Raw genomic sequence first — 19856 nt, 5'->3', positions numbered from 1 at the left:
GCGGGGAGCGTCGATAGTGTCTGAGCCTTTGCCGACGCCGCGCGTGGCAGTCGCCATCCCCTGCTACAATCAGGCCCGTTTCCTGTCCCAGGCGATCGAAAGCGCCCTCAACCAGACCCGCCCTCCCGATGAGATCATTGTCGTCGACGATGGCTCTCCCGACAACACGGCGGAGGTGGCCGCCGCCTATCCCCAGGTCCGCTATCACCGGCAGGCGAATGGCGGCGTTTCGGCGGCGCGCAATGCCGGGCTGGCGATCACGACGTGCGACCATATCCTGTTCCTCGATGCCGACGATACGCTGGAACCGGAAACCATCGCCCTCGGCCTTGCCTGCCTCCAGGCCAATCCCGAGGCCGCCTTCGCCTATGGCGGCTACCGGGAAGTCGACGAGGCCCTCACCCTTATCCACGAGCATCCGGTCAATCCCACGGGCCAAACCTACGGGGGACTGCTGACCGGAAACCACATCGTCATGCCCGGCGCGGTTCTTTACCGGGCGAGTCCCCTGAAAGAAGTCGGCGGTTTCGACACGAGCCTCACCTCCTGGGAAGACCACGACGTCTATCTCAAGCTCGCACGGGCGCACCCCGTGGCGTGCTACTCCTCGATTGCCGGCAACTACCGCCGCCACGGCACCAGCATGAGCCGCAACAGCCTGCGCATGCTGAAAGTGGGTCACGTGGTCCTCGACAGGCAGCGGCCCCACGTCCAGGGACAGCCCTCTCTCGAGGAGGCCCTCCGGAAAGGGCGCGTCAATCTCGATCGCTATTACGGCGACCAGCTTGCCAGCGCCATTCTCTCGGGCCTTTGCTCGCGCAGGACAGTTCTTCCCTCGATCGCGTCATTCTGGAAGGGCCTGCAGCACAACTGGCGCCTGGTGCTCTGGCTGGCTCGCACGGGCGCCATCAAGATCACGGGCAAGATCACGAGCAAGATCAACGGCAAGACGGTCCAACCGCGATCGACGCGATAGCCGGCAGCCTGCAGACATCAGCCGGCAGCCCCCCTCTCAGGCGACGGCTGACGGCTTCCACCCCTCCTGAAACCAGTCCAGCGTCCGCCTCACGCCTTCCTCGTAAGGAACCTTGCACTCCCAGCCGGGCAACACGCGCCGGGCAATCGTGAGGTCGGGTCGGCGGTTGGTCGGGTCCTGAGGCACCGGCGGCTTGTGAACGATCGGCGTGCCGCCCGTCAGCGACGAGACGTATTTGGCGACGTCGAGAACGGAAATCTCGCGCTCGTTGCCGACATTCAGCGGGCCCCGGTAGTCGTGAGGCGAGCGCCAGAAAAAGCGCTCCAGCCCGTCGACGATGTCATCGACATAGCCCCAGCTGCGAGACTGGTCGCCGGTGCCGTAGACCGTGATGGGCTGCCCGGACAGCGCCTGCGTCAGGAAGTTCGACACGGCCCGACCGTCATCGCGACGCGTACGGGGGCCGTAGACGTTGAAGAGCCGGACGACGCGAACATCCAGCCCCTTCGTCCTCTGCATCTCGAACAGCAGCGCCTCGGTGCAGCGCTTGCTCTCGTCATAAGAGGAACGGGGGCCCGTGCAGTCGACGGAGCCGCGATAGCTTTCCGGCTGCGGCGACACGAGCGGGTCGCCGTAGACCTCGGAGGTGGACGTGAAGCAGAAGCGTCCATTGTCGACCAGAAGGTCCAGAAGGCGAAAAGCCCCCATCAGATTGGCCGAAATCGTGCGCTTCGGCTCGGCCATATACCAGGGCGGCGAGGCCGGCGAAGCCAGGTGATACACCTCGTCAAAGCGTTCGGACGTGCGAAAGGTCTCGATGTCGCTCTTCTTGAAAACGAACCGCGGATCCCGAATGTGGTCCAAATTCTCCTTCAGACCTGTCCACAGGTTGTCGACGACCACGCATTTCTCGACATCGTCACGATCGAGCAATCTGTCGCAAAGGTGCGATCCGATAAATCCCGCGCCACCCGCAATTAGAATTTTCTTCATGATGGATACACCCCGAGGGCAAAACATAAAATACTAGACGTCATTTAATTTCCAATATAAACTAAAATCAACAAGAAATTATGCGAATGATGAATCCGGCTAGAAATCATCCAATTTAACAAAGCAATGAAGGCGCCGAATTGTTAACCAATAAGCTCGTCTCTGTTGTCATACCTATCTACAACGGCGAGAAATTCATTAAAGAAACCATTGAGTGTGCATTAAATCAAACACACAAGAATCTGGAAATTCTCGTAGTTGACGATGGATCCACTGACTCATCCCGTCAAATATGCCAAAATTTATCCAAAGAAGATCCGCGAGTCAAAGTCTTTCAAAAAGAGAACGGCGGGGTTGCATCCGCCAGAAACTATGGAATCGAGCGCGCCAAGGGAGAATTTATAGCCTTTCTTGACGCGGACGATCTTTGGCATCCGACGAAAATCGAAAAACAAGTCGCCATTCTTGAGGGGCACTCGCCCGACTGGGCCGCAGTTTACAGTCTATCGCGGACGATCGACGCCAATGGCACCTGTATCTCTCCGGATCTGCGCAGAATAGCGCGCGGCTATATCTTCGCGTCTCATCTGGTTCTCAAATACATCGGCAATGGCAGCAGCCTGCTGGTGCGCACATTCGTCGCCCGGGAGGTCGGAGGCTTCGATCCCTCCTATGCCGCAGCGGGCATCGGCGGCTGCGAGGACTTCGATTTCGAACTCAGGATCGCGCAGAAATACAAGATCGACTGTCTCGCCGAGCATCTGGTCGGATACCGCCACTATCCCGGCAACATGTCGTCGAACCACGGCAAGATGGCCAGAGGCCTTTCCGCCGTCGTCGAAAAATTCATTGCCAGCTCCCCTTTCCTCGACGGCTACGCCATTCGGCGGGCCAGAGGGGCGACGCAGCTTTATGCCCTGGACCGCTTCATTGCCGCCCGGAACTATCGGTCGGCGCTTGCGGCGCTGCTGGTTGCCGTCAGGAACGATCCCACTGCCACCTCTCTGTTCTTCCGCTCGCTTCTCCTGAGAACCTATATCCTCGTGCGGCGGAAATTCGGGGTTCCCTCCAAAGCCGACAAGAAAAGCGCGTTTCTGAAGAAGGGCGTGAAGTACACGGAGCTCGCGAGCTACGTCTATGATCCGAAGGCGGTCCCGAATACGCCCCTCAGCCGCTTTGAAAAGCTGAGACAGATCGACAGGCAGATCGAGAGCCGGATCGATACGCCCTTTCGGCCAGCGGGCGCGGCTGCCTCGATCCCGACGTGACGGGCAACGCCTGATCGCCAAGGCAAAGTCTTATCGCCAGAAGCCATTCGCAATTCCTTGCCGGGCCTGCCTTTGTCGGTCGGCAGCCGGACACGCCACTCAGAGGACGTCGATTGGATCGATTGATTGCCTGCTTCTGACAGCTAAAACTCAACAACGGGGGATGGGTGATGTCTGTCTGCCGGGTTCTCACGGGGCTTTATCTGCTGCTGTGCCTCGTCTCCCTTGTGCTGGTTCCGCTCAATGCGGCCGGGGCGTTCGGCATGGAGCCGGACCCGCTGTCCGGCGTTTTCGCCTATTTCCTGTCGCTGCCGTGGTGCCTGATCGCCTTTCATTTTGTCGGCGATCCGTCGCTTGCCAGCGCGCTTCTCGTCGCCGCCATCAGCATGGGCCTCAATGCATTTCTGCTGCATGCGCATTGCCGGAAATTCGCCCGGATTTCAGCCGCTGAAAAGTGATCGCCACTTGCGTTTAACGCCGGAGCTTGGGCACCGGATATCGCCCGCGCCAAAGCTGCGGCCGTCGGCTCGGCAAGCTTCACTCAGCAATCAAGACTCTATTTTATTGGACGATCTTTCGACTTTGTGTCCAAATACCCCGGCAACATCAATATTTATTTGATGATAAAATAAGAAATGGGAGGAGGCCAAGATGAACAAGATAATGATGCCATTCCTCGTCGCAGTTGCCGTGGCGGGCTGCCAGGATGCCGGAACGACGTCTCAGGCGCCGAGCCTCATCAACCCCTCTCCGGGACTGACCGATCTCACGGGCGCCCGCGCCTCATCCGGCGAAATGGCGCTGACATCGCGCGGCTATTCGCTCGCTGAGCAGAAGGGATTGACGTCCTATTATTGGAACGCGACGTCGGGAACATGCGCCGAGGTCGTGACCGGCGACGGCCGATATCAGTCCGTCAGCACGGTTTCTCCGGCTCAATGCGGCAAGACGGCGAGCCCTCTGCCATCCAGCCCACCCGCGATGCGCAGCGGCAGCCAGCAGGATGAAGCCGCCTGCCTCTCGGCCGTTGCCAGCCAGACCGGCAACACGGTCTCGGTGACGAGTTCCGAATTCTCCGAGGCCAATACTCTGGTGATGGTGGGCGTCGGGCCGCAAAAGGCGCCGTGGAAGTGCCTCGTATCAAGGGGCCGCGTCGCAGAAGTGACGTCGATGACCGATGAAGGCGCCCTCTAGTCGGGCAGTCGGGGCCTCGCTGTCGCAGGCGTCCGAGTGCCGGCATTGTCAATCGGGCCGAGATGAGGGCCATCGTCGGACATGTCCCACGTTGCCGACGTATCGGCACGTGGCGACATCGCCTAGATGGACCCGATTCTGGTCCTGTTGTCAGAGCTTTCGCATCTGTACTTGAGCAGCCGGCGCTTGATGTGAGCCTTCAGGTATTCGCTGACCGCCTGCTGCCCAAAGAGAGCGCACTCGATCTGATTGCCGTTGAATACCATCTGTTCCTCGGCCTGCCGATGACAGGGCCCGGAAGGGCCGCTGACACACAGCGAGAGGGTCATGATTGTGGTGGTTGCAATCCCCATCATCGCTCGGGTCTCCTTCAGGTTTGCGGCGAACCCTTCGTTCGTCCGATGAAGAGACCTTAGCGATTTGCCTGGCGTCCTTCCGTGATGTGCAGCACAGATGAAAATGCCGGGAAGCCTTCACGGTTTATCCGTTTTCAGCCTGTGCCCAGTTTTCGATCCGTCCGGCACCCGATCGAGACATCGAAGGCGGGATGGAAATAGTCCCTCGTGGCCCACGCAGCCTTCATTTGAGCGACGATCACACACGAATTGTGCAAATGGCAGCGACGGTGACAGGCAAGAACATGAAGAAATTGCTGCTTGCCGAACCGCTCGACGCTGGTCTCATATTTTCGATTGTCTGATCCCCGGAAAAGCGGCACGACATTAGGCTTGGGGTCGGCATCGGTCATGCTAACTCCTTTGAAATTCGATCCGGACGGTCAATGGCTCGCAATTCTTGAGCCATGCGGCCTGGCCAAAGCATGACGTCCAGGCCGCTGCGTCCGGATGCGGTTTAAAATCTGATTTTGCGCCGCACAAAGACGCCCTGCAAATCAGTTCGCGTTCTTTTGTGAAGCGTTTCTGAAAGGCAATGCGGAATATTCGGGTACTTGAGCCGCCTGCGGCAGAAAAGGCCCTGCCATCGATCTTTCGGGAGGAATCTGGCGCACCGATGAAAACCGGCTGTCAGGGGTCCAGCGAATGATCAGTTTGTCCTTTTAGGCCTTGCTGTCTCGCCGAATTCCGTCTTCCATCTTGTGACCTTGCTGCAATCCGGACGAATGGCATGGAGGAACCCATGAGGATCATTGCACCCGGCCTGGCTTGCTTCCTCTTCAGCCTCGGCCTCTGCGGGACCGCGTTCGCGACGAGCGGTCCCGGGTGTCTCTTTGTCGTCAACGTCTCGCCCGGCGATGTCCTCAACATGCGCGCCGGCCCTTCCGCGTCGTCCCAAATCCTGGACCAGTTGGAACCCGGCAACCACGGCATCATCCATCTCGACGCGGACTGCGAGCCCAAGTCGGCGAAATGGGCAAGCCGCTGGTGTCCCGTGACCCACTATCAGGGCGATCGAACGACCAAGGGCTGGCTCAAGGCCCGGTATGTTCGCGACAGCGACTGCCCGTGAACGAGAAGATTGCGCTCTGAGCTCAGGAGGATAGAGCGGCCCGGACGAACAAGGAAACCGCGCATGGCTTGACCCGGCCATGAGCCATTCGGCATGGGTGGGTCGCATCTCGATCAAAGGCCCGGGTCAGTTCCGGCGAAAAATCAGCACTCCATCGGCTCAAGCGGACCGGGAGGCAACGAATTTTGCCGTCACCGGACCAAGGAGCAGGACGATGACGAAGCGGAACATCTGCGTCGTCATCACGAAGGCGACATCGGCGTTGCTGGACGTCGCGATGATGGCGACGGTATCCGCTCCGCCGGGACTCGTCGCCAGATAGGCGGTCAGCGGATCGATGTCCGCAAAGACGACAAGCAGCGCGGCAATGCCGGCGCAGACAATGATCAAGGCGAAGGAACTTGCCAGGATGCCCGGTAGCGACTTCAGCGCGTGCAGCAGCAACGAACGGGTGAAACGTAGCCCGATGCGCCAGCCAAGGAAGGCGTAGACGACGACGAGCAGCCAGCGCGGCAGTTCGATTTCCAAGATGCCGTAATGAGCCAGCACGATGGCGGCGAGCAGCGGAACCAGAAGTGCCGCGCCGCGCACTCCGGTGACGCGCGCGACAAGCGGCCCGGAAATGGCGAGACCCAGCGTCTGGGCAAGTGCGAGCCAGTCGACAGCCGGAAACCATTCGGCGGCCGCTGTGCCATGGGCCGCGTCAATACCGGTCCACTTGGCAACGGCGGAGGCCACTCCGGCCGCGATGATGATCCGCGAATACTGCATGAACGCGACGAGTTGCGCGTCCGCTCCAGCGCTTTCGGCCATGAGCGTCATCACCGTCGCGGCACCCGGACTGATCCCCCAGACGACCGTTGTGCCCGGAAGGACGCGCAGGCGTGTCATGATCCAGCCAAGCATGGCGCTGACCAGGACCACCGACAGGATGATCGTGACGAAAAGCGGCCATCTGAGCAGCAGTTCGGCGGAAACGGTCAGTGGCATCGAACGGGCGATGACGCAGCCCAGAACGCCCTGCCCCAACATGGAAAGCGTCTGGCCGACCTGCAGCGTGCCGCCGTGAAAGGCGAAGATAATCCCGGCGACCATGGGTCCGAGCAGAAGCGCCGCCGGGAAGGCAAGCCACGTGAGGAAGGCGGCAAGGACCGCCGAGAGGGCGGCCAGCACGCACCACTGCAGGACGACTGGCATGTCGCTGCCGCCATCGTCAGAAACGCTCTGGCCCGTCATGATGTCGCTTTCGAAGACACGCGGCGCCGTCCCGAAAAAAGGCTCGCGAGATGGCCAGGAGAAACGCAGCCGTGTTGCTAATCGCGTTTCCTCCCGCCGAAGAGACCGCGGAGCATTTCCTTCAGAACGCTCAGAAGCAGAGCGAAGCCGGAAATCGGCTTCGGTGCGGGCGCTGGCTCCGTCCGCAAGGAGGAGGAGGACTCTGTCCTGACCGGGGCCGCACCGGTGCTGGTGTCGCCCTCGGCAGAGACGGCTGGATCCGCCCCCGCGATCCCCCCGGTTGGCGCGCCGAGGGCGCCTTCCTTCTCCAGCATCTCCCGCAGCGAGGCCGCGAACTGGTTGATGAGTTGGGCCGCAACGCCCTGGATGACGCCGGTGCCGCGGCCATATTGGGCCACCATTCCGGAGAGGGCGACGTCCGTGACGATGTAGACCCGGGAGCCCTGTTCGGACGGCTGGAGCGAAAAGGCGACGGTCGCGTTCGCCCCACCCCGGCCCTTGGTGTCGGTCCCCTGAACCTTCACGTTCGCCTTGTGGGCTGCCTCGTCGATATCCTCGAAGCGCGCGGTGCCGTTGAAGACGAGGGCGATCGGTCCGAGCTTGACGGCGACCTTGCCCTTGAACGTGCGCTCGTCGACGACTTCGACCAGTTCGGCACCGGGAACGCAGGGCACGATCCGCGGAATGTCCATCAGGACCGGCCACGCCTCGTTCGGCGGCAGCGGAACGTCGAAAGTGTTCTTGATTTCCATCTTTGGGCTCGGCTCCCGGAGCGCGCCGCCGGGCGGCGGCGCGAAAGGCTTTGGGGTTTCAGAAAACGGCGCCGGTGAACGGTCAGGTCCGGAAATGCCCGCGCTTGCGCCCCTGCGAGACGTCCATGAACAGCTCTTCAAGCGGGATCTTGCGGCTGATCAGATTGTGGGCATGCGAATAGCCGACCAGCGTTTCGAGGTTGTTCCGGTTCTGCTCGCCGAGGCCATAGGCCCACGGATCGGGTCCGAGAAGCTGCTCCTGCTCTTCCCAGGCCTCCTGGTACCAGGCAAGCGGAACGAGGCGCGGATTGCGCATGCGCTTCATCGCCAGCGCCTTGGACTGCTCGAAGGCCTGATAGAGATTGGGCACGATCCAGGGATATTTCTCGACGAGTTCCTGCCTGATCCCGGTCACATGCATGATCGGAAAGATGCCCGTCTTGTTGTAGTAGGCGATTTCCTCGTCCTTGTAGTTCGGGAAGAGGCGGCCAACACGCGGATCCTTCTCGATGATTGGATCGATGATATCGGGATGAAGCAATGCGTCGATCTCACCCTCGGCGAGCATTGTCTCAATGGACTTCGACTGATCGATCTGACTGAGCCTCAAACCTTCCGGCGGATTGAAATCGACGTCCTCGTCCAGCTCCGTGAACCATTCGACAGACGTGTGGGGCACGCCGTAATGCTCTTCCAGAATGCCTCGCAGCCACAAGACCGCCGTCACCTGATAGGCCTTCGCACCGACCTTCTTGCCGATCAGATCGGCGGGCTTGACGATGCCTTTGCCGGTGTTGGTGAAGATGAACCCATGCCGGAAGCGGCGGTGCAGGAAAACCGGAATCGCCCGGAAGGGCAGACCGCGGTCACGCGCCACCAGATAGGTCGATGCCGAGCATTCCGCGATGTCGAACTCCTCGTTGCGCAGGAAGCGCCAGTGCCGCGTCGCCGAATCGGCGGCGGTCAGGATGTTGAGCTCGATGCCGTCCGGCTGGACGGTCCCTTCCTTCAGGGGACGAATGATCTCGTAGTCGCCGCAGGCAAGTGTGAGAGACAGTTTCTTGGACAAGCTCGTTCCCCTATTGCGATGCTGCAGCGCGCGCGACCTGAATGAGATTGAAAATGGTTTCCGGCGAGACCGGCGTCTGGGAAATCCTCACACCGAAGGGCGCGAGCGCATCTTCCACCGCGGAGATGATCGCCGCTGCTGCCGGTATCGTGCCGGCCTCGCCGACGCCCTTTGCCCCGATCGGATTGAGGGTCGAAGGGGTCTGCCGGTAGATCGTTTCGAAATGCGGCAACTCGGTCGCCGTCACCAGAAGATATTCCTGGAAGGTGGTCGTCAGCGGTTGGGCGGTGTCGTCGTAGCCCATGAACTCGAAAAGAGCATTGCCGATGCCATGCACGATCCCGCCGACGATCTGCCCGTCGACGATCATCGGATTGATCATGCGGCCGGAATCGTTGAGCGCGACATAGCGATTGATCGTGACGCTGCCGAGTTCGATGTCGACCTCCACCTCCGCGACATGGGAGGCATTGGCGTAGGTCAGCGATTCCGTCTTCCACTGGAGGGTCGTCTCCAGACCGGGTTCGAGATCGGCCGGGAAAGCAAAGCCCGGCGCGCCGCGCAACGCCCGCGCCAGTTCGTCGAGCCCCATGGAGCGGTTGCTGTCCCTGACCCAGACCCGACCCCCACGGAGTTCGAGCGTCGCCTCGTCGACATCCATCAACCGGCTTGCCGCCTTCACCGCCTTGGCCGCGACCGAACTTGCCGCAAGATGGACGGAGGAGCCCGCCGTCACGAGCTGGCGGCTGGCAAAGCCGCCAAGGCCGAGCGGCGTGATCGCCGTATCGCCCGCGACGACCGTCACATCCTCCAGACCGACCGTCAGCTGCTCGGCACAGATCTGCGCGAGCGCCGTCGCAAGCCCCTGCCCCATGGCGGCGGCACCCGTGTAGACCGTCACGCGCCCGTCCTGGGAGACCTTGACTTTCCCGCCCTCGAAGGGGCCCCGGCCGGTTCCCTTGACCGCGTTGGCAAGACCGATGCCGATATAGCGCCCCTCGGCCAGCGCCGCCTTCTGGCGCGCGGGAAAATCGTCCCATCCGGCGGCGGCCAGCACCTCGGCCTGCGACGCAAGATAATCGCCGCTGTCATAGACGATGGCAGCACCGGATCTGGCCGCCAGTTTCTTCGTATAGGGCATCTGTTCCGGCGGGATGAGATTGCGCCGGCGCACTTCCGCCCGGTCAAGACCGAGCTGGCGGGCGACCAGATCCAGCAACCGCTCCATGGCGAAGGCCGCCTGCGGATACCCCGCGCCGCGCACCGACGAGACAGGCACCTTGTTGGTGTGAGCGACCACCACGTCCATGGCATAGGCCGGAACGATGTAGGGGCCTGTCACCGCCGTCGCCGAATTGTAGGGAAGATTGACGGCCTTCGGTGCGTAGGCACCCTGGTCATGCACCATGTGGCCACGAAGGCCGAGAATGCGGCCGTCGTCGTCCACTGCGATGTCCATGGACCAGTACTGGTCCCGCTCCTGGATCGCCGCGGTGAAATATTCGCGCCGGTCCTCGATCCACTTGAGATTGCGCCCGAGAAGGCGGGCCGCCGCGGGGACGGCGATCTCTTCCGGGTAGATGCAGTATTTCGGGCCGAAGCCACCGCCGACATCGGGCGTGATGACGCGAACGGCCGTCTCGTCCATCCCCAGCATGCCGGTGATCACGAAAAAAAGGTCGTGCGGCATCTGCGTCGACGACCAGACGCACAGCTCCTCGCCACCGAAGCGCGGCTCGACGACGACACCCCGCGTCTCGATGGACTGGCCACAGCCCCGGTGTTGCCAGATATCATCGGAAAAAATCCTTGGCGCCGACGCGAAGGCCCCATCGACGTCGCCGTAGCCGACGCTGAATTTCTTCAGGATATTGCTCGAAAGCTCCGAGCGCACGATGTCGCCGCCGTCATCTGCGGCGCGCCGCGCATCGGTCACGGCCGGAAGCACGTCATATTCGACACCCACCATGGCTGCCGCGTCTTCCGCCTCCGCACGCGAATGGGCGATGACGAGCGCGACCGGCTCACCGACGTAGGCGACTTCCTTGTCCTGCAGCACGAAAGGCGTACTGCTGTCCTGCGTCTTCGTCGTGCTGGCTGTCAGTGGCATGCGAGGCGACGTCAGCAGCGGTGCAAGGTCGGCGGCCAGCAGAACCGCGACGACCCCCGGCATGGAGCGCGCGAACTCGGTATCGATGCCCTCGATCGTCGCGTGAGCGAAGGGGCTGCGGACGAAGGCACAGTGGAGAACGTCGGCCAGCTGGATGTCATCGACGAACCGCCCCTTGCCGGCCAGAAGCGCAGCATCCTCGATCCGGTGGAGCGGCTTTCCCACGACTGCACTCATCGCGATGCGCCCTTTTCCCGGATTTCCGCCGCCGCCTGCCTGGCCGCGGCGATGATGCTCTGGTAGCCCGTGCAACGACAGATGTTGCCGGAGATCGCGTCGCGCAGTTCCGCCTCGCTCGGATCGGGGTTTTCCGCGAGGACCTCCTTCAGCGTCATCAGCATGCCGGGCGTGCAGAAGCCGCACTGGAGGCCATGCTGGTCCCGGAAGGCCTTCTGCAGCGGATGGAATGTCCCGTCCGGCGCCGCGAGACCCTCGATCGTTTCCACCTCGGCGCCATCGGCCTGGACGGCCAGCATCAGGCAGGACCTTGCGCTCACGCCGTCGACAAGCACCGTGCAGGCGCCGCAGACGCCGTGCTCGCAGCCGACATGCGTTCCGGTCTGGCGGATGGTGTGGCGCAGGAAATCCGCCAGTGTCGTGCGGGCAGGAATCTCGTGCGTGTGGGCGATGCCGTTGACGCGGATCGTGACGGAATGGGCGGTCATTGCATCGCTCCTGCGGCGCGCGCCACCGCCGCCTTGAGGCTTCGCTTCAACATCGCGCGGGCAACGCTCAGCCGATACTCGGGGCTGCCGTGAAAATCGCCGATGATTTCAAGGCCGCTGCAGAGATCCGCCGCCGCCTCAATGTCGGTGTCGGTGCCCCGCGATCCCCTGAGCAGCTCTTCGGCTGCCGGCAGGCGCTGCGGCACCGATCCGACACCACCGAGTGCGATGGCAATCCGTTCGATGACCCCACCCGTGTCCGTTTCGACCAGCGCGGCTGCCGATGCGATCGCGAAATCGCCATGGCGCCGCGCAAATTCGCGGAAAGCATGACCGTGCCCCGCCTTCCAGAGCGAAACCTCGATAGCGGTGACGATTTCGTCCGGCCCGATATTGGGCATCATGAAACCGGCGATGAAATCGCTGATCGGCAACAGCCGCCGCTGCCCGTCCGCGCCGGCCACCTCGATGGCGGCGTCCATGAGCAGGGCAATGGTTGGCAATTCGGCCGCCGGATCGAGATGGCAGAGGCTTCCGCCGATGGTTCCCCGGTTGCGGGTCTGGCGATGCCCAACGAGATGCAGCGCCTCGGCGAAGATCGGCGCGACGGTCGCGAGTTCCTCGTGACGTTCGATGTGGCGCTGGCGGGTCATGGCGCCGATGCGCACCTTGCCGGCGGAACAGGTGATCTCGGCGAGCTCGGGAATGCGGTTGATGTCGACGAGCACGTCGGGCAGCAGGTAGCGCAGGTTGAGCATTGCCATGAGCGACTGGCCGCCAGCCAGCACCTTGCAGTTTTCCTGGCTCGACAGGATCCGCAGCGCTTCGGCGAGCGTCCCAGGGCGAAAATATTCGAACGGCGCGGGCTTCATGCAGCAGCGCTCCGCTCAGCCAGGGCAGGACGGACAAAGTCCGCCGGCTGCAGCCGCCGCCCGGCCTGTCCCTTGCTGAAAACGTCCCCCGACGAAATGCTTTGCACGCGTATCGCTCCGAGCTTCAAGACAAACCGGCCGCGTCGGGCGCCCTCGGGCCGGTCCGCCGCGACGAACCCTGCCTATCGGATCGGTGCCCGAACGGCCAGCCGGACATTGGCCGGCGAGCCGGGAAGGCCGCGACGGCTCGTCTTGCAGTTCCCCTTCGAACGCCTACCGCACGGCCCGTCAGAACAGTCGCCGACGAAGCACCCGTCCGGCGGTGTTTTGCACGGTTTGCCGCGCTTCCGGCGCTTGTTGAGAGCGATGATAAAAGTCCGGTCTCCATTATTACAAACAACTAATTTCTGACAATTATTCATCTGCAACGATATATGCCGATCATGGGCCACCATGTCGTCATCGCCGGTATTTATCGGGAAAAATTATCAATACTCCAGAATTGCTCATTTGTCGTCGATAGACCCGCTGGGTAGGCTGACCTTGTTTCAAGCAATGACCATCCACGTCCACTTTCAATGAGACAGGTAGCCGAATGACTTCGAACATGAGGGCGGTGGCCCTCCGTCAGCATGGTGGCATCGAGCAGCTCAAGGTCGAGGAATGGCCCCGACCGGTTCCTGCCGAGCACCAGGCCCTCGTGGAAATCAAGGCCTGCGGCCTCAACTACATGGACGTCTTCGTGACCCACGGTATGCCGGATCTGCCGACGGAAATGCCACGCATTCCAGGTGGCGACATCGCCGGCGTCGTGCGCGAGGTCGGTGCCGGCGTCTCCAGGGACTGGATCGGCAAGAATGTCGTTCTCTTTCCGCGCTTTCCGGGCGGCGGCGTGCTGGGAGAGCACGGCAACGGCGGGCTTTGCGACTATATCGCCGTCAGCGAGCAGCAACTCATCGAGATTCCCGACGGCGTCAGTTTCGATGATGCGGCGGCTCTGCCTATCGCCTACGGCACATCGCATCGCATGCTCTTCACCCGCGGCAGGATACGCAAGGGCGAGAAGGTTCTGGTCCTCGGCGCCAGCGGCGGCGTTGGCGTTTCCTGCGTGCAGTTCGCCAAGATGGCCGGCGCCGAAGTCTACGCCTGCACCAGCAGCGAGGAGAAAGGCCAGAAGCTTCGTGAAATCGGGGCCGATCACATCATCAACTATGTCGAAACGCCGGATTTTTCCCGCGCCGTCTGGACGGCCACCGGCAAGACCGGTGTCGACGTCGCCATCAACTTCACCGGTGGCGACACCTGGATCCAGACCGAACGCTGCATGGCGACCAATGGCAGGATCCTGACCTGCGGCTCCACGGCCGGCCACCTCTGCCAGATCGACATTCGCTTCATCTGGCACCGCGAGATCGAGATCGTCGGCTCGCGCGCCTATCAGCCCGAAGACATCAAGGCCTGCCTCGACCATGTCGCCTCCGGGGCGCTCAAGCCTGTCGTTGAGCACAGGCTGCCTCTCGAACGTGCCGGCGAAGGTGTCGGCCTTCTGGAAAGCCGCAACGTCTTCGGAAAGGTGATCGTGAACCCATGAGCAGCGCAGTCAAAAATCTCGGGATGATCGGCTCGGAATTCCGGAACGACGCGCGTCCCGCCGTCATCGACCTTTGGGATCCGGAAAATCCCCGGACGGTCGACTATTCGACCTTTCACGCCTCCTGCGATGCCGTGGCGAGGGGCCTGGTCGAGCGCGGCTTCAAGCCCGGCGACCGGGTCGGAATTCTGTGCTCCAACCGCGTTGAGTTTCTGGAGGTCTTCTACGGGTCCATGCGCGCCGGCGTCGTCCCCGTCATGATCGGCATTCTCCTGCCCGCAGACACCGTGTCCTGGATCGTCGACGACGCCAACGTCAAGCTCGTCTTCTGCGAAACAACGCTGCACGACAAATTGCCGACGACCATCGAGGCAACCTTGATCGGCGCCGATGGCGAAAATGGCTTCGAGGCCTTCAAGCGCCCGGGACCCTTCGAGCCCTTCGTGCCCCACGGCGACGACGTCGCCTTCCTGCCCTATACATCCGGCTCGACGGGCCGGCCGAAGGGCGTCGTGCTGTCGCACCGCGCTCATAGCTGGGTTGCCGAGACAATCTCCAAGGACCGCGACTTCGCTCCGTCGGATCGCATGATCGTCGCCGCGCCGCTCTACCACAAGCACGCCATGAACTCGATCAAATGCGTGCTCGTTGGCGGCTCCACCGTCGTCCTGATGCGCAAGTTCGACGCACGCGCCTATATCGATGCCGTCAATAGATACAGAACGACCGTCGTTTCGGGTGTGCCGACGATCTTCGCCATGATGCTGCAGCAGCGCGATCTGCTCACGGGCCACGACTATTCCTTCGTGCGGCTTGCGACGATGGGGGGCGCGCCGGCAACGGACACGCTCATCGACGCCGTCGCCGACCTCTTCCCGAAGGCCGATATCGTCACGATCTTCGGGATCACGGAAGCGAGCGCCGCGCTCTTCGGCCGCCACCCGGAGCGCAAGCCCCGCCCCCGCCATTCGATCGGCTGGCCCATCGCCGGCAACGACTTCCGGCTGGTGGGCGGAGAGGACGAGAATTTCGGCACTCTCCATATTCGCGGTCCGGGCCTGATGAACGAATACAACAACAATCCGGCCGAAACCGAAAAGCGTCTCAGGAACGGCTGGTTCGACAGCGGCGACATCCTGCGCCGCGACGAGGAGGGCTGGTACTATTTCGTCGGCCGCGGCGACGACATGTTCGTCTCGAGCGGTCACAACATCTACCCCGGCGAGGTTGAGGTGATGCTGGAGCGCCACCCCGACATCGAGCAGGCTCTCGTCGTTGCCGCCCCGGACGAGATCAAGTACCGCATCCCCTACGCCTTCATCGTCAAGCGCAAGGGTGCGACGCTGACCGAACAGGACGTCAAGGACCACGCGCTGAAGAACGCCCCGCCCTACCAGTATCCACGCAAGGTCATCTTCCTGCCGGCGATGCCGATGAACGGCGTCGGCAAGATCGACCGCAAGCTGCTCACCGCGCAGGCGGTCGACATGGTGGAAGAAGCGCAGAAGGGAGCAACGGTGTGAGCGGCACTGAATTCTCCGCCGAAGATGGCAGGGCTGCCGTCGAGGCCATCATTTCGCGCAGCCCCTATCTGAGCTGGCTCGGCCTCAGCGTCAGTGATCTCCAGCTGGGCCGGATTGCCGCGAAGGCGCGCTGGCGCGAGGAGTGGGTTGCTAATCCAGTCATCGGCCAGACGCAGGGCGGCATTCTCGCGTCCCTCGTGGATTTTGCGGCCAATTTCGCCCTGTTCGGCAACATGGGCCGGCCGGTGCTCACCATCGACCTGCGCGTCGACTATCACCGCGTTGCCGTCAAGGGCGATCTCATCGCCGAGGGATCCCTCGTCAAGCTCGGCCGCCAGGTATCGGTCTGCGAGGGACGCATTCTCGACGAGGAAGGACGCCTGATCGCAAGCGGTCGCGGAACGTTCCTCACCGCGCCTGCAGAAAAGAGCAAGTGAGCCAATCCGGATAAGGCGAAAGCACCCGATGCTCATGCGCAGAGGGCAGCTTTTGCGAATCCGTGCTCCCGAACGGGCCTCAGGACGCTTTCGGCGTTCGCTCAGTAGACGCGAACGCCATATTGCTGGTCGAACTGCTTGATCGTCGTCATCAGGACTTCCAGCACCCGCTGGGCACTCGGCGAATGCGACCGCAGATGCCGGGTAATGAGACAGATTTCGCGCTCGATCCTCGGCTCGTGCAGTTCGCGGAATTCGAACTCCCCAAGAGACCCCGTGAAAGCGGCAAGGGAGGGCAGGATCGAGATCCTGCCCCCGAGCTTCAGAAGCGCATAGAGCGAGAAGGTGCTGGACGCATGGTCATAGGCGCCGCTGCGTTCCAGGAGCCCGAGTTCCGGATGCGTTTCCAGCAGAGCGCCGATGCCGGTGTCGCTGGTCAGGCCGATATAGTCATAGTCCTTGAGATCGTCCCAGGTCAGATTGCCCTTCTTGCCGGCGAGTGGGTGGTCCGACGGATAAACAACGCCGAAGGGATCTGCCATCAGGGGCATATAGTCGAGATCGGGAAAATTGTTGAGCCGGCTCGACAACCCGAAGTCCATCTCGCCTTCGAGGACCGAGCGCTCGATCTTGTCGGAGCCCTCGTCATAGACGGAAATTGCGATATCCGGATAGGATGTCCGAAAGGCCTGGAGGGTCGGCGCCACGAGATGCGCCATGACCGACGGCGCTGCGGCGATCTTGATATGGCCGCGCTGGCTCTTGGATACGGCCTGAAGATCGCCGATGGCATTGTCGAAGTCGCGCAGAATCCGGTCGGCGACAACCTTGAACCAAACCGCGTCCTTGGTCAGTTCCACCCGCCGCGTCGTGCGGTCGAACAGACGCAATTCGACCGATTCCTCAAGCTGCTTGATCGTTGCCGTCAGGGAAGACTGGGTCACGAACAGCCGCTGGGCCGCGAGCGTGAACGAGCCCGTCTCGGCGACGGCCGAAAAGCAACGCAGATGCCGAAGAGAAATTCGTGCGCCCATGGTCCATGCCCAACCTGCCGCAGGGGCTGCCCCCGCGTCCACGTCCCAAAAGAGCAACTGCCGGGGACGGTGTCAATTTTCCGGCCGGAGCCATCCGCTTCCCGGTCGGTTGCAGCTCATTTTCCGGCGTCAAGGTGCGCCCGTCGCTCGGCCGCGTAGCGCACGAGCGCCGCATAGCGATAGAATCCATGCATGAACTTGCCGTAGGGCATGGACAGAAACAGCGCAAAGACCACCCCGAGATGAACCGCCAGCGTGATCGGCATTGCAGCCGTCTCGCGCAGGGCGAGGAGCGCAAGCCCGGTCAGGCTCGTCAGGAACAGCATGACCAGAAAGGCCGTGTCCATGCCGGCATGGGAGGCATCCTTCAGCATCGGATCCCGGCGGCCGCGAGCAAGGAGCAGCCCGGCCGGCCCAATCAGAAGGCCGATGCCGCCGACGATGCCAAGAAGCACAGGAAGATCGTAGACCGGGTACGGCGCCTCGCGTCCGAGCAGGTAGTGATACAGCGTTGCGACGCTTGTGGCCGCAAAGCACAGGAGAAAGCCATAAAAGGTCAGATGGTGATAGAGGCGCCTTCGGTCCGTCGGCTCATCGTCCTCGTTGAAGCAACCGACCCCACCGCCATCGAGATAGCGCAGCGATCCGGCGTCTTTCACGGCCTGCCACAGCGCCGCCGGCCCGGACTGAACCGGCCAGGTGGCACCGATCTCGCGCCAGAAATTCCTGACGCTCATGGCGATGGCCAGAAGCGCAAAGAGGCCGACAAATCCGAAGAGCAGCGCCATGGCGTTGTGCGGCATCACCGCGTAGAAGCCACCGGCGTGGGACGAGAAGATCGCCGCCGGTTCGTGGACCGCGACGAAGGCGAGAATGAAGACCGCGACGCTCGCGGCCGCCAGCAGCGAGACCAGCAGGCCGTTCCGCTCGAAGAAGACCGAGAAGATTCCGGGCCACGTATACCGTGCATAGGATTGCGCCCGGGCCAGAGCCAGGGTCTGCGGCACGTTCACGTCAAATTCGTGCGGCGGCGAAAACTGGCAATCAACGTAGCAGGCTCCGCAGCTGTGGCAGAGATTGCTGAGGTAATCGAGGTCTCCGTCCGTGAAGGACCGGCGCAATTCCATTGCGGGGAAGACAGCGCAAAGCCCCTCGCAGTAGCGGCAGGAATTGCAGACGGTCATCAGCCGCCCGGCTTCCTTCAGTGTCTCAGTTGCATGCATGACTGGCTGCTTCCTGGCCCGCGATTTTTCCGAAGACGCTGCCGATCGTCATGCCGATGCCGGCGGCATAACCCTGTCCCAGCACATTGCCCGCCATGATCTCTCCGGCCGCGAACATGTTGGCCGCCGGCGCACCGCCAGCCATGATCATCCGCGCCTGCGTGTCGACGCGCACACCGAGATAGGTGAAGGTGATGCCCGGCCGGACGGGATAGGCGTAGAAGGGCGCCGTCTCGATGCGCCGTGCCCAGTGCGACTTCGGTGGCACCAGGCCCTCCGTGCGGCAGTCGTCGAGGATCGTGTGGTCGAAGGTTCCCGGGCGGACAGCCGCATTGAAGGCGCCGATCGTTGCGTCCAGCGCGGCGGCATCGAGATCGAGCTTTCCGGCAAGTTCGGCAATGCTCGCCGCCTCGATCGGCGGATAGAGCGACGGCATGAACATGCTGAGCGAGGGCGCATCGAAGACGATGTAGGCGATCTGGTCCGGCTGCGCGGCCACGAGCCTTCCCCATATGGCATAGCGCTTCGGCCAGATGTCCTCGCCCTCATCGTAGAAGCGTTCGGCGCGATTGTTGACGACGACGCCAAAGACCACGCAATCGAGCCGCGTGATGATGCCGCCATCGAACTTCGGCGCGCGCGCGTCGATTGCCACCGCATGGCACTGGGTCGGGTCGCCGATCTGCTCCACCCCGTGGTCAAGCAACATGCGCAGCACCGTTCCGCGGTTGTAGGGCGTGCCACGGATAAGGAAGTTGGAGGCGATCTCGCCCCACCCTTCCTTCAGCCATTCGATGTTGGCTTCAAAGCCGCCGGCAGCGGCCACGAGGGTCCGCGCTGAAATACGCTCGACCGTTCCTTCCGCCAGAACGCCCGCCGAGTGGAAGACGCCATCGCGGATATCGAGATCAACCACTTCGGCGTCATAGCGCACCTCGACACCCAGTCGTTCTGCCGTCCGGTAAAGCGCGTTCAGCATGGAACGCCCGCCGCCGAGAAAGAAGGAATTGGTCCGCCCGAGGCTCAACGTCCCTCCGAGCGAGGGTTGGAAGCGCACGCCCTGCTCGACAATCCAGTTCAGCATCCCCTTGGATTCGCGGATCATGTGGCGAGCGAGCACCTCGTTGGTGTTGCCTGCAGTGACCCGCAGCAGATCCTCCCAGAATTCGTCTTCGGTATAGGGGCCGGTCAGAATCTCGGTGGCGCTGTCGTGCGCGCAACGCATGTTGCGCGTGTGGCGCGTGTTGCCGCCGCGATAGAACTTCGGCGCCCCTTCGAGCACCAGCACCGACGCGCCCGCCCGCCGCGCACTGATCGCCGCGCAAAGAGCCGCGTTCCCGCCGCCGACGACCAGGACATCAAAGGACGGCTGGCTGTTGGTCAAGA

The 19856-nt window shown here is 62.4% G+C and carries 20 protein-coding genes; 8 read left to right on the top strand and 12 right to left on the bottom strand.

Annotated features, from left to right (window positions below; translation table 11 throughout):
- The first annotated feature begins 16 nt into the window (after nucleotides 1-16).
- Nucleotides 17-976 (top strand): glycosyltransferase family 2 protein, encoded by a 960-nt coding sequence (locus HDIA_RS01835; RefSeq protein WP_157775151.1) that lies wholly within the window; start codon nucleotides 17-19, stop codon nucleotides 974-976.
- Between the two features lie 36 nt (nucleotides 977-1012).
- On the opposite strand, the gene HDIA_RS01830 is transcribed toward HDIA_RS01835, so the two are convergent.
- Nucleotides 1013-1969 (bottom strand): NAD-dependent epimerase/dehydratase family protein, encoded by a 957-nt coding sequence (locus tag HDIA_RS01830; RefSeq protein ID WP_099558654.1) that lies wholly within the window; start codon nucleotides 1967-1969, stop codon nucleotides 1013-1015.
- A 140-nt stretch (nucleotides 1970-2109) separates the two neighbouring features.
- On the opposite strand from HDIA_RS01830, the gene HDIA_RS01825 reads away from it, so the two are divergent.
- From HDIA_RS01825 to HDIA_RS01815, 3 genes are all read left to right on the top strand, one after another.
- Nucleotides 2110-3237, top strand: coding sequence for a glycosyltransferase family 2 protein (locus HDIA_RS01825; RefSeq protein ID WP_099553825.1), 1128 nt, complete (start codon nucleotides 2110-2112; stop codon nucleotides 3235-3237).
- 170 nt (nucleotides 3238-3407) lie between these two features.
- On the top strand, nucleotides 3408-3695 hold the full coding sequence (locus HDIA_RS01820) for an SCO4225 family membrane protein (RefSeq protein WP_099553823.1): 288 nt from the start codon (nucleotides 3408-3410) through the stop codon (nucleotides 3693-3695).
- 193 nt (nucleotides 3696-3888) lie between these two features.
- A complete protein-coding gene (locus HDIA_RS01815; RefSeq protein WP_099553821.1) occupies nucleotides 3889-4431 on the top strand; it encodes a hypothetical protein in 543 nt (180 codons plus the stop codon).
- 122 nt (nucleotides 4432-4553) lie between these two features.
- Here HDIA_RS01815 and HDIA_RS01810 read toward each other — a convergent pair whose 3' ends face one another.
- Nucleotides 4554-4787 carry a hypothetical protein gene (locus tag HDIA_RS01810; protein WP_099553819.1) on the bottom strand — a complete coding sequence of 78 codons (234 nt, stop codon included), beginning with the start codon at nucleotides 4785-4787 and terminating at the stop codon, nucleotides 4554-4556.
- Between the two features lie 134 nt (nucleotides 4788-4921).
- Nucleotides 4922-5179, bottom strand: coding sequence for a hypothetical protein (locus HDIA_RS25085; protein ID WP_157775148.1), 258 nt, complete (start codon nucleotides 5177-5179; stop codon nucleotides 4922-4924).
- A gap of 389 nt (nucleotides 5180-5568) precedes the next feature.
- On the opposite strand from HDIA_RS25085, the gene HDIA_RS01805 reads away from it, so the two are divergent.
- On the top strand, nucleotides 5569-5898 hold the full coding sequence (locus tag HDIA_RS01805; RefSeq protein WP_157775145.1) for an SH3 domain-containing protein: 330 nt from the start codon (nucleotides 5569-5571) through the stop codon (nucleotides 5896-5898).
- A gap of 159 nt (nucleotides 5899-6057) precedes the next feature.
- Here the strand turns inward: HDIA_RS01805 and HDIA_RS01800 are convergent, their stop codons facing one another.
- From HDIA_RS01800 to HDIA_RS01775, 6 genes are all read right to left on the bottom strand, one after another.
- Nucleotides 6058-7134: an AbrB family transcriptional regulator gene (locus HDIA_RS01800; protein WP_245884115.1), complete on the bottom strand. Its 1077-nt coding sequence runs from the start codon at nucleotides 7132-7134 to the stop codon at nucleotides 6058-6060.
- A 77-nt stretch (nucleotides 7135-7211) separates the two neighbouring features.
- A complete protein-coding gene (locus HDIA_RS01795) occupies nucleotides 7212-7886 on the bottom strand; it encodes an SRPBCC family protein (RefSeq protein ID WP_099553815.1) in 675 nt (224 codons plus the stop codon).
- An 82-nt stretch (nucleotides 7887-7968) separates the two neighbouring features.
- Nucleotides 7969-8955: an ABC transporter substrate-binding protein gene (locus tag HDIA_RS01790; RefSeq protein ID WP_099553813.1), complete on the bottom strand. Its 987-nt coding sequence runs from the start codon at nucleotides 8953-8955 to the stop codon at nucleotides 7969-7971.
- Between the two features lie 10 nt (nucleotides 8956-8965).
- Complete coding sequence (locus HDIA_RS01785; protein ID WP_099553811.1) at nucleotides 8966-11302, bottom strand: xanthine dehydrogenase family protein molybdopterin-binding subunit; 2337 nt, start codon at nucleotides 11300-11302, stop codon at nucleotides 8966-8968.
- Entirely contained in the window at nucleotides 11299-11790 is a 492-nt protein-coding gene (locus HDIA_RS01780) for a (2Fe-2S)-binding protein (RefSeq protein ID WP_099553809.1), read from the bottom strand. Before HDIA_RS01780 ends, HDIA_RS01785 begins: the two co-directional genes overlap by 4 nt.
- A complete protein-coding gene (locus tag HDIA_RS01775) occupies nucleotides 11787-12662 on the bottom strand; it encodes an FAD binding domain-containing protein (RefSeq protein WP_099553807.1) in 876 nt (291 codons plus the stop codon). Before HDIA_RS01775 ends, HDIA_RS01780 begins: the two co-directional genes overlap by 4 nt.
- Before the next feature lie 595 nt (nucleotides 12663-13257).
- On the opposite strand from HDIA_RS01775, the gene HDIA_RS01770 reads away from it, so the two are divergent.
- The 3 genes from HDIA_RS01770 to HDIA_RS01760 are packed head-to-tail and all read left to right on the top strand — an operon-like array spanning nucleotide 13258 to nucleotide 16213.
- On the top strand, nucleotides 13258-14253 hold the full coding sequence (locus HDIA_RS01770) for a quinone oxidoreductase family protein (RefSeq protein WP_197708082.1): 996 nt from the start codon (nucleotides 13258-13260) through the stop codon (nucleotides 14251-14253).
- Nucleotides 14250-15776: a class I adenylate-forming enzyme family protein gene (locus HDIA_RS01765; protein ID WP_099553804.1), complete on the top strand. Its 1527-nt coding sequence runs from the start codon at nucleotides 14250-14252 to the stop codon at nucleotides 15774-15776. Before HDIA_RS01770 ends, HDIA_RS01765 begins: the two co-directional genes overlap by 4 nt.
- A complete protein-coding gene (locus HDIA_RS01760; protein WP_099553802.1) occupies nucleotides 15773-16213 on the top strand; it encodes a PaaI family thioesterase in 441 nt (146 codons plus the stop codon). Before HDIA_RS01765 ends, HDIA_RS01760 begins: the two co-directional genes overlap by 4 nt.
- Nucleotides 16214-16314: 101 nt before the next feature.
- On the opposite strand, the gene HDIA_RS01755 is transcribed toward HDIA_RS01760, so the two are convergent.
- The 3 genes from HDIA_RS01755 to tcuA all read right to left on the bottom strand — a co-directional run bounded on the left by HDIA_RS01755 (nucleotide 16315) and on the right by tcuA (nucleotide 19854).
- Complete coding sequence (locus HDIA_RS01755; protein ID WP_099553800.1) at nucleotides 16315-17247, bottom strand: LysR family transcriptional regulator; 933 nt, start codon at nucleotides 17245-17247, stop codon at nucleotides 16315-16317.
- Between the two features lie 116 nt (nucleotides 17248-17363).
- Nucleotides 17364-18470, bottom strand: a complete 1107-nt coding sequence (gene tcuB, locus HDIA_RS01750; RefSeq protein WP_099553798.1) for a tricarballylate utilization 4Fe-4S protein TcuB — start codon at nucleotides 18468-18470, stop codon at nucleotides 17364-17366.
- The gene (tcuA, locus tag HDIA_RS01745; RefSeq protein WP_099553796.1) at nucleotides 18457-19854 is read right to left on the bottom strand and encodes an FAD-dependent tricarballylate dehydrogenase TcuA; all 1398 of its coding nucleotides are present in this window, start codon (nucleotides 19852-19854) and stop codon (nucleotides 18457-18459) included. Before tcuA ends, tcuB begins: the two co-directional genes overlap by 14 nt.
- Between the last annotated feature and the right edge of the window lie 2 nt (nucleotides 19855-19856).

Source organism: Hartmannibacter diazotrophicus, from assembly GCF_900231165.1.
GTDB lineage: Bacteria > Pseudomonadota > Alphaproteobacteria > Rhizobiales > Pleomorphomonadaceae > Hartmannibacter > Hartmannibacter diazotrophicus.
The sequence above is the reverse complement of the archived record's forward strand: the minus strand, read 5'-3'. Positions and strand labels throughout refer to the sequence as shown.

Excerpts from the sequence above, each read along its gene's own strand:
- HDIA_RS01830 (WP_099558654.1), bottom strand. The coding sequence starts at position 1,969 with ATGAAGAAAATTCTAATTGCGGGTGGCGCGGGATTTATCGGATCGCAC.
- HDIA_RS01815 (WP_099553821.1), top strand. The coding sequence starts at position 3,889 with ATGAACAAGATAATGATGCCATTCCTCGTCGCAGTTGCCGTGGCGGGC.
- HDIA_RS25085 (WP_157775148.1), bottom strand. The coding sequence starts at position 5,179 with ATGACCGATGCCGACCCCAAGCCTAATGTCGTGCCGCTTTTCCGGGGA.
- HDIA_RS01800 (WP_245884115.1), bottom strand. The coding sequence starts at position 7,134 with ATGACGGGCCAGAGCGTTTCTGACGATGGCGGCAGCGACATGCCAGTC.
- HDIA_RS01780 (WP_099553809.1), bottom strand. The coding sequence starts at position 11,790 with ATGACCGCCCATTCCGTCACGATCCGCGTCAACGGCATCGCCCACACG.
- HDIA_RS01795 (WP_099553815.1), bottom strand. The coding sequence starts at position 7,886 with ATGGAAATCAAGAACACTTTCGACGTTCCGCTGCCGCCGAACGAGGCG.
- HDIA_RS01775 (WP_099553807.1), bottom strand. The coding sequence starts at position 12,662 with ATGAAGCCCGCGCCGTTCGAATATTTTCGCCCTGGGACGCTCGCCGAA.
- HDIA_RS01810 (WP_099553819.1), bottom strand. The coding sequence starts at position 4,787 with ATGATGGGGATTGCAACCACCACAATCATGACCCTCTCGCTGTGTGTC.
- HDIA_RS01820 (WP_099553823.1), top strand. The coding sequence starts at position 3,408 with ATGTCTGTCTGCCGGGTTCTCACGGGGCTTTATCTGCTGCTGTGCCTC.
- HDIA_RS01785 (WP_099553811.1), bottom strand. The coding sequence starts at position 11,302 with ATGAGTGCAGTCGTGGGAAAGCCGCTCCACCGGATCGAGGATGCTGCG.
- HDIA_RS01755 (WP_099553800.1), bottom strand. The coding sequence starts at position 17,247 with ATGGGCGCACGAATTTCTCTTCGGCATCTGCGTTGCTTTTCGGCCGTC.
- HDIA_RS01765 (WP_099553804.1), top strand. The coding sequence starts at position 14,250 with ATGAGCAGCGCAGTCAAAAATCTCGGGATGATCGGCTCGGAATTCCGG.
- HDIA_RS01805 (WP_157775145.1), top strand. The coding sequence starts at position 5,569 with ATGAGGATCATTGCACCCGGCCTGGCTTGCTTCCTCTTCAGCCTCGGC.
- HDIA_RS01770 (WP_197708082.1), top strand. The coding sequence starts at position 13,258 with ATGACTTCGAACATGAGGGCGGTGGCCCTCCGTCAGCATGGTGGCATC.
- tcuB (WP_099553798.1), bottom strand. The coding sequence starts at position 18,470 with ATGCATGCAACTGAGACACTGAAGGAAGCCGGGCGGCTGATGACCGTC.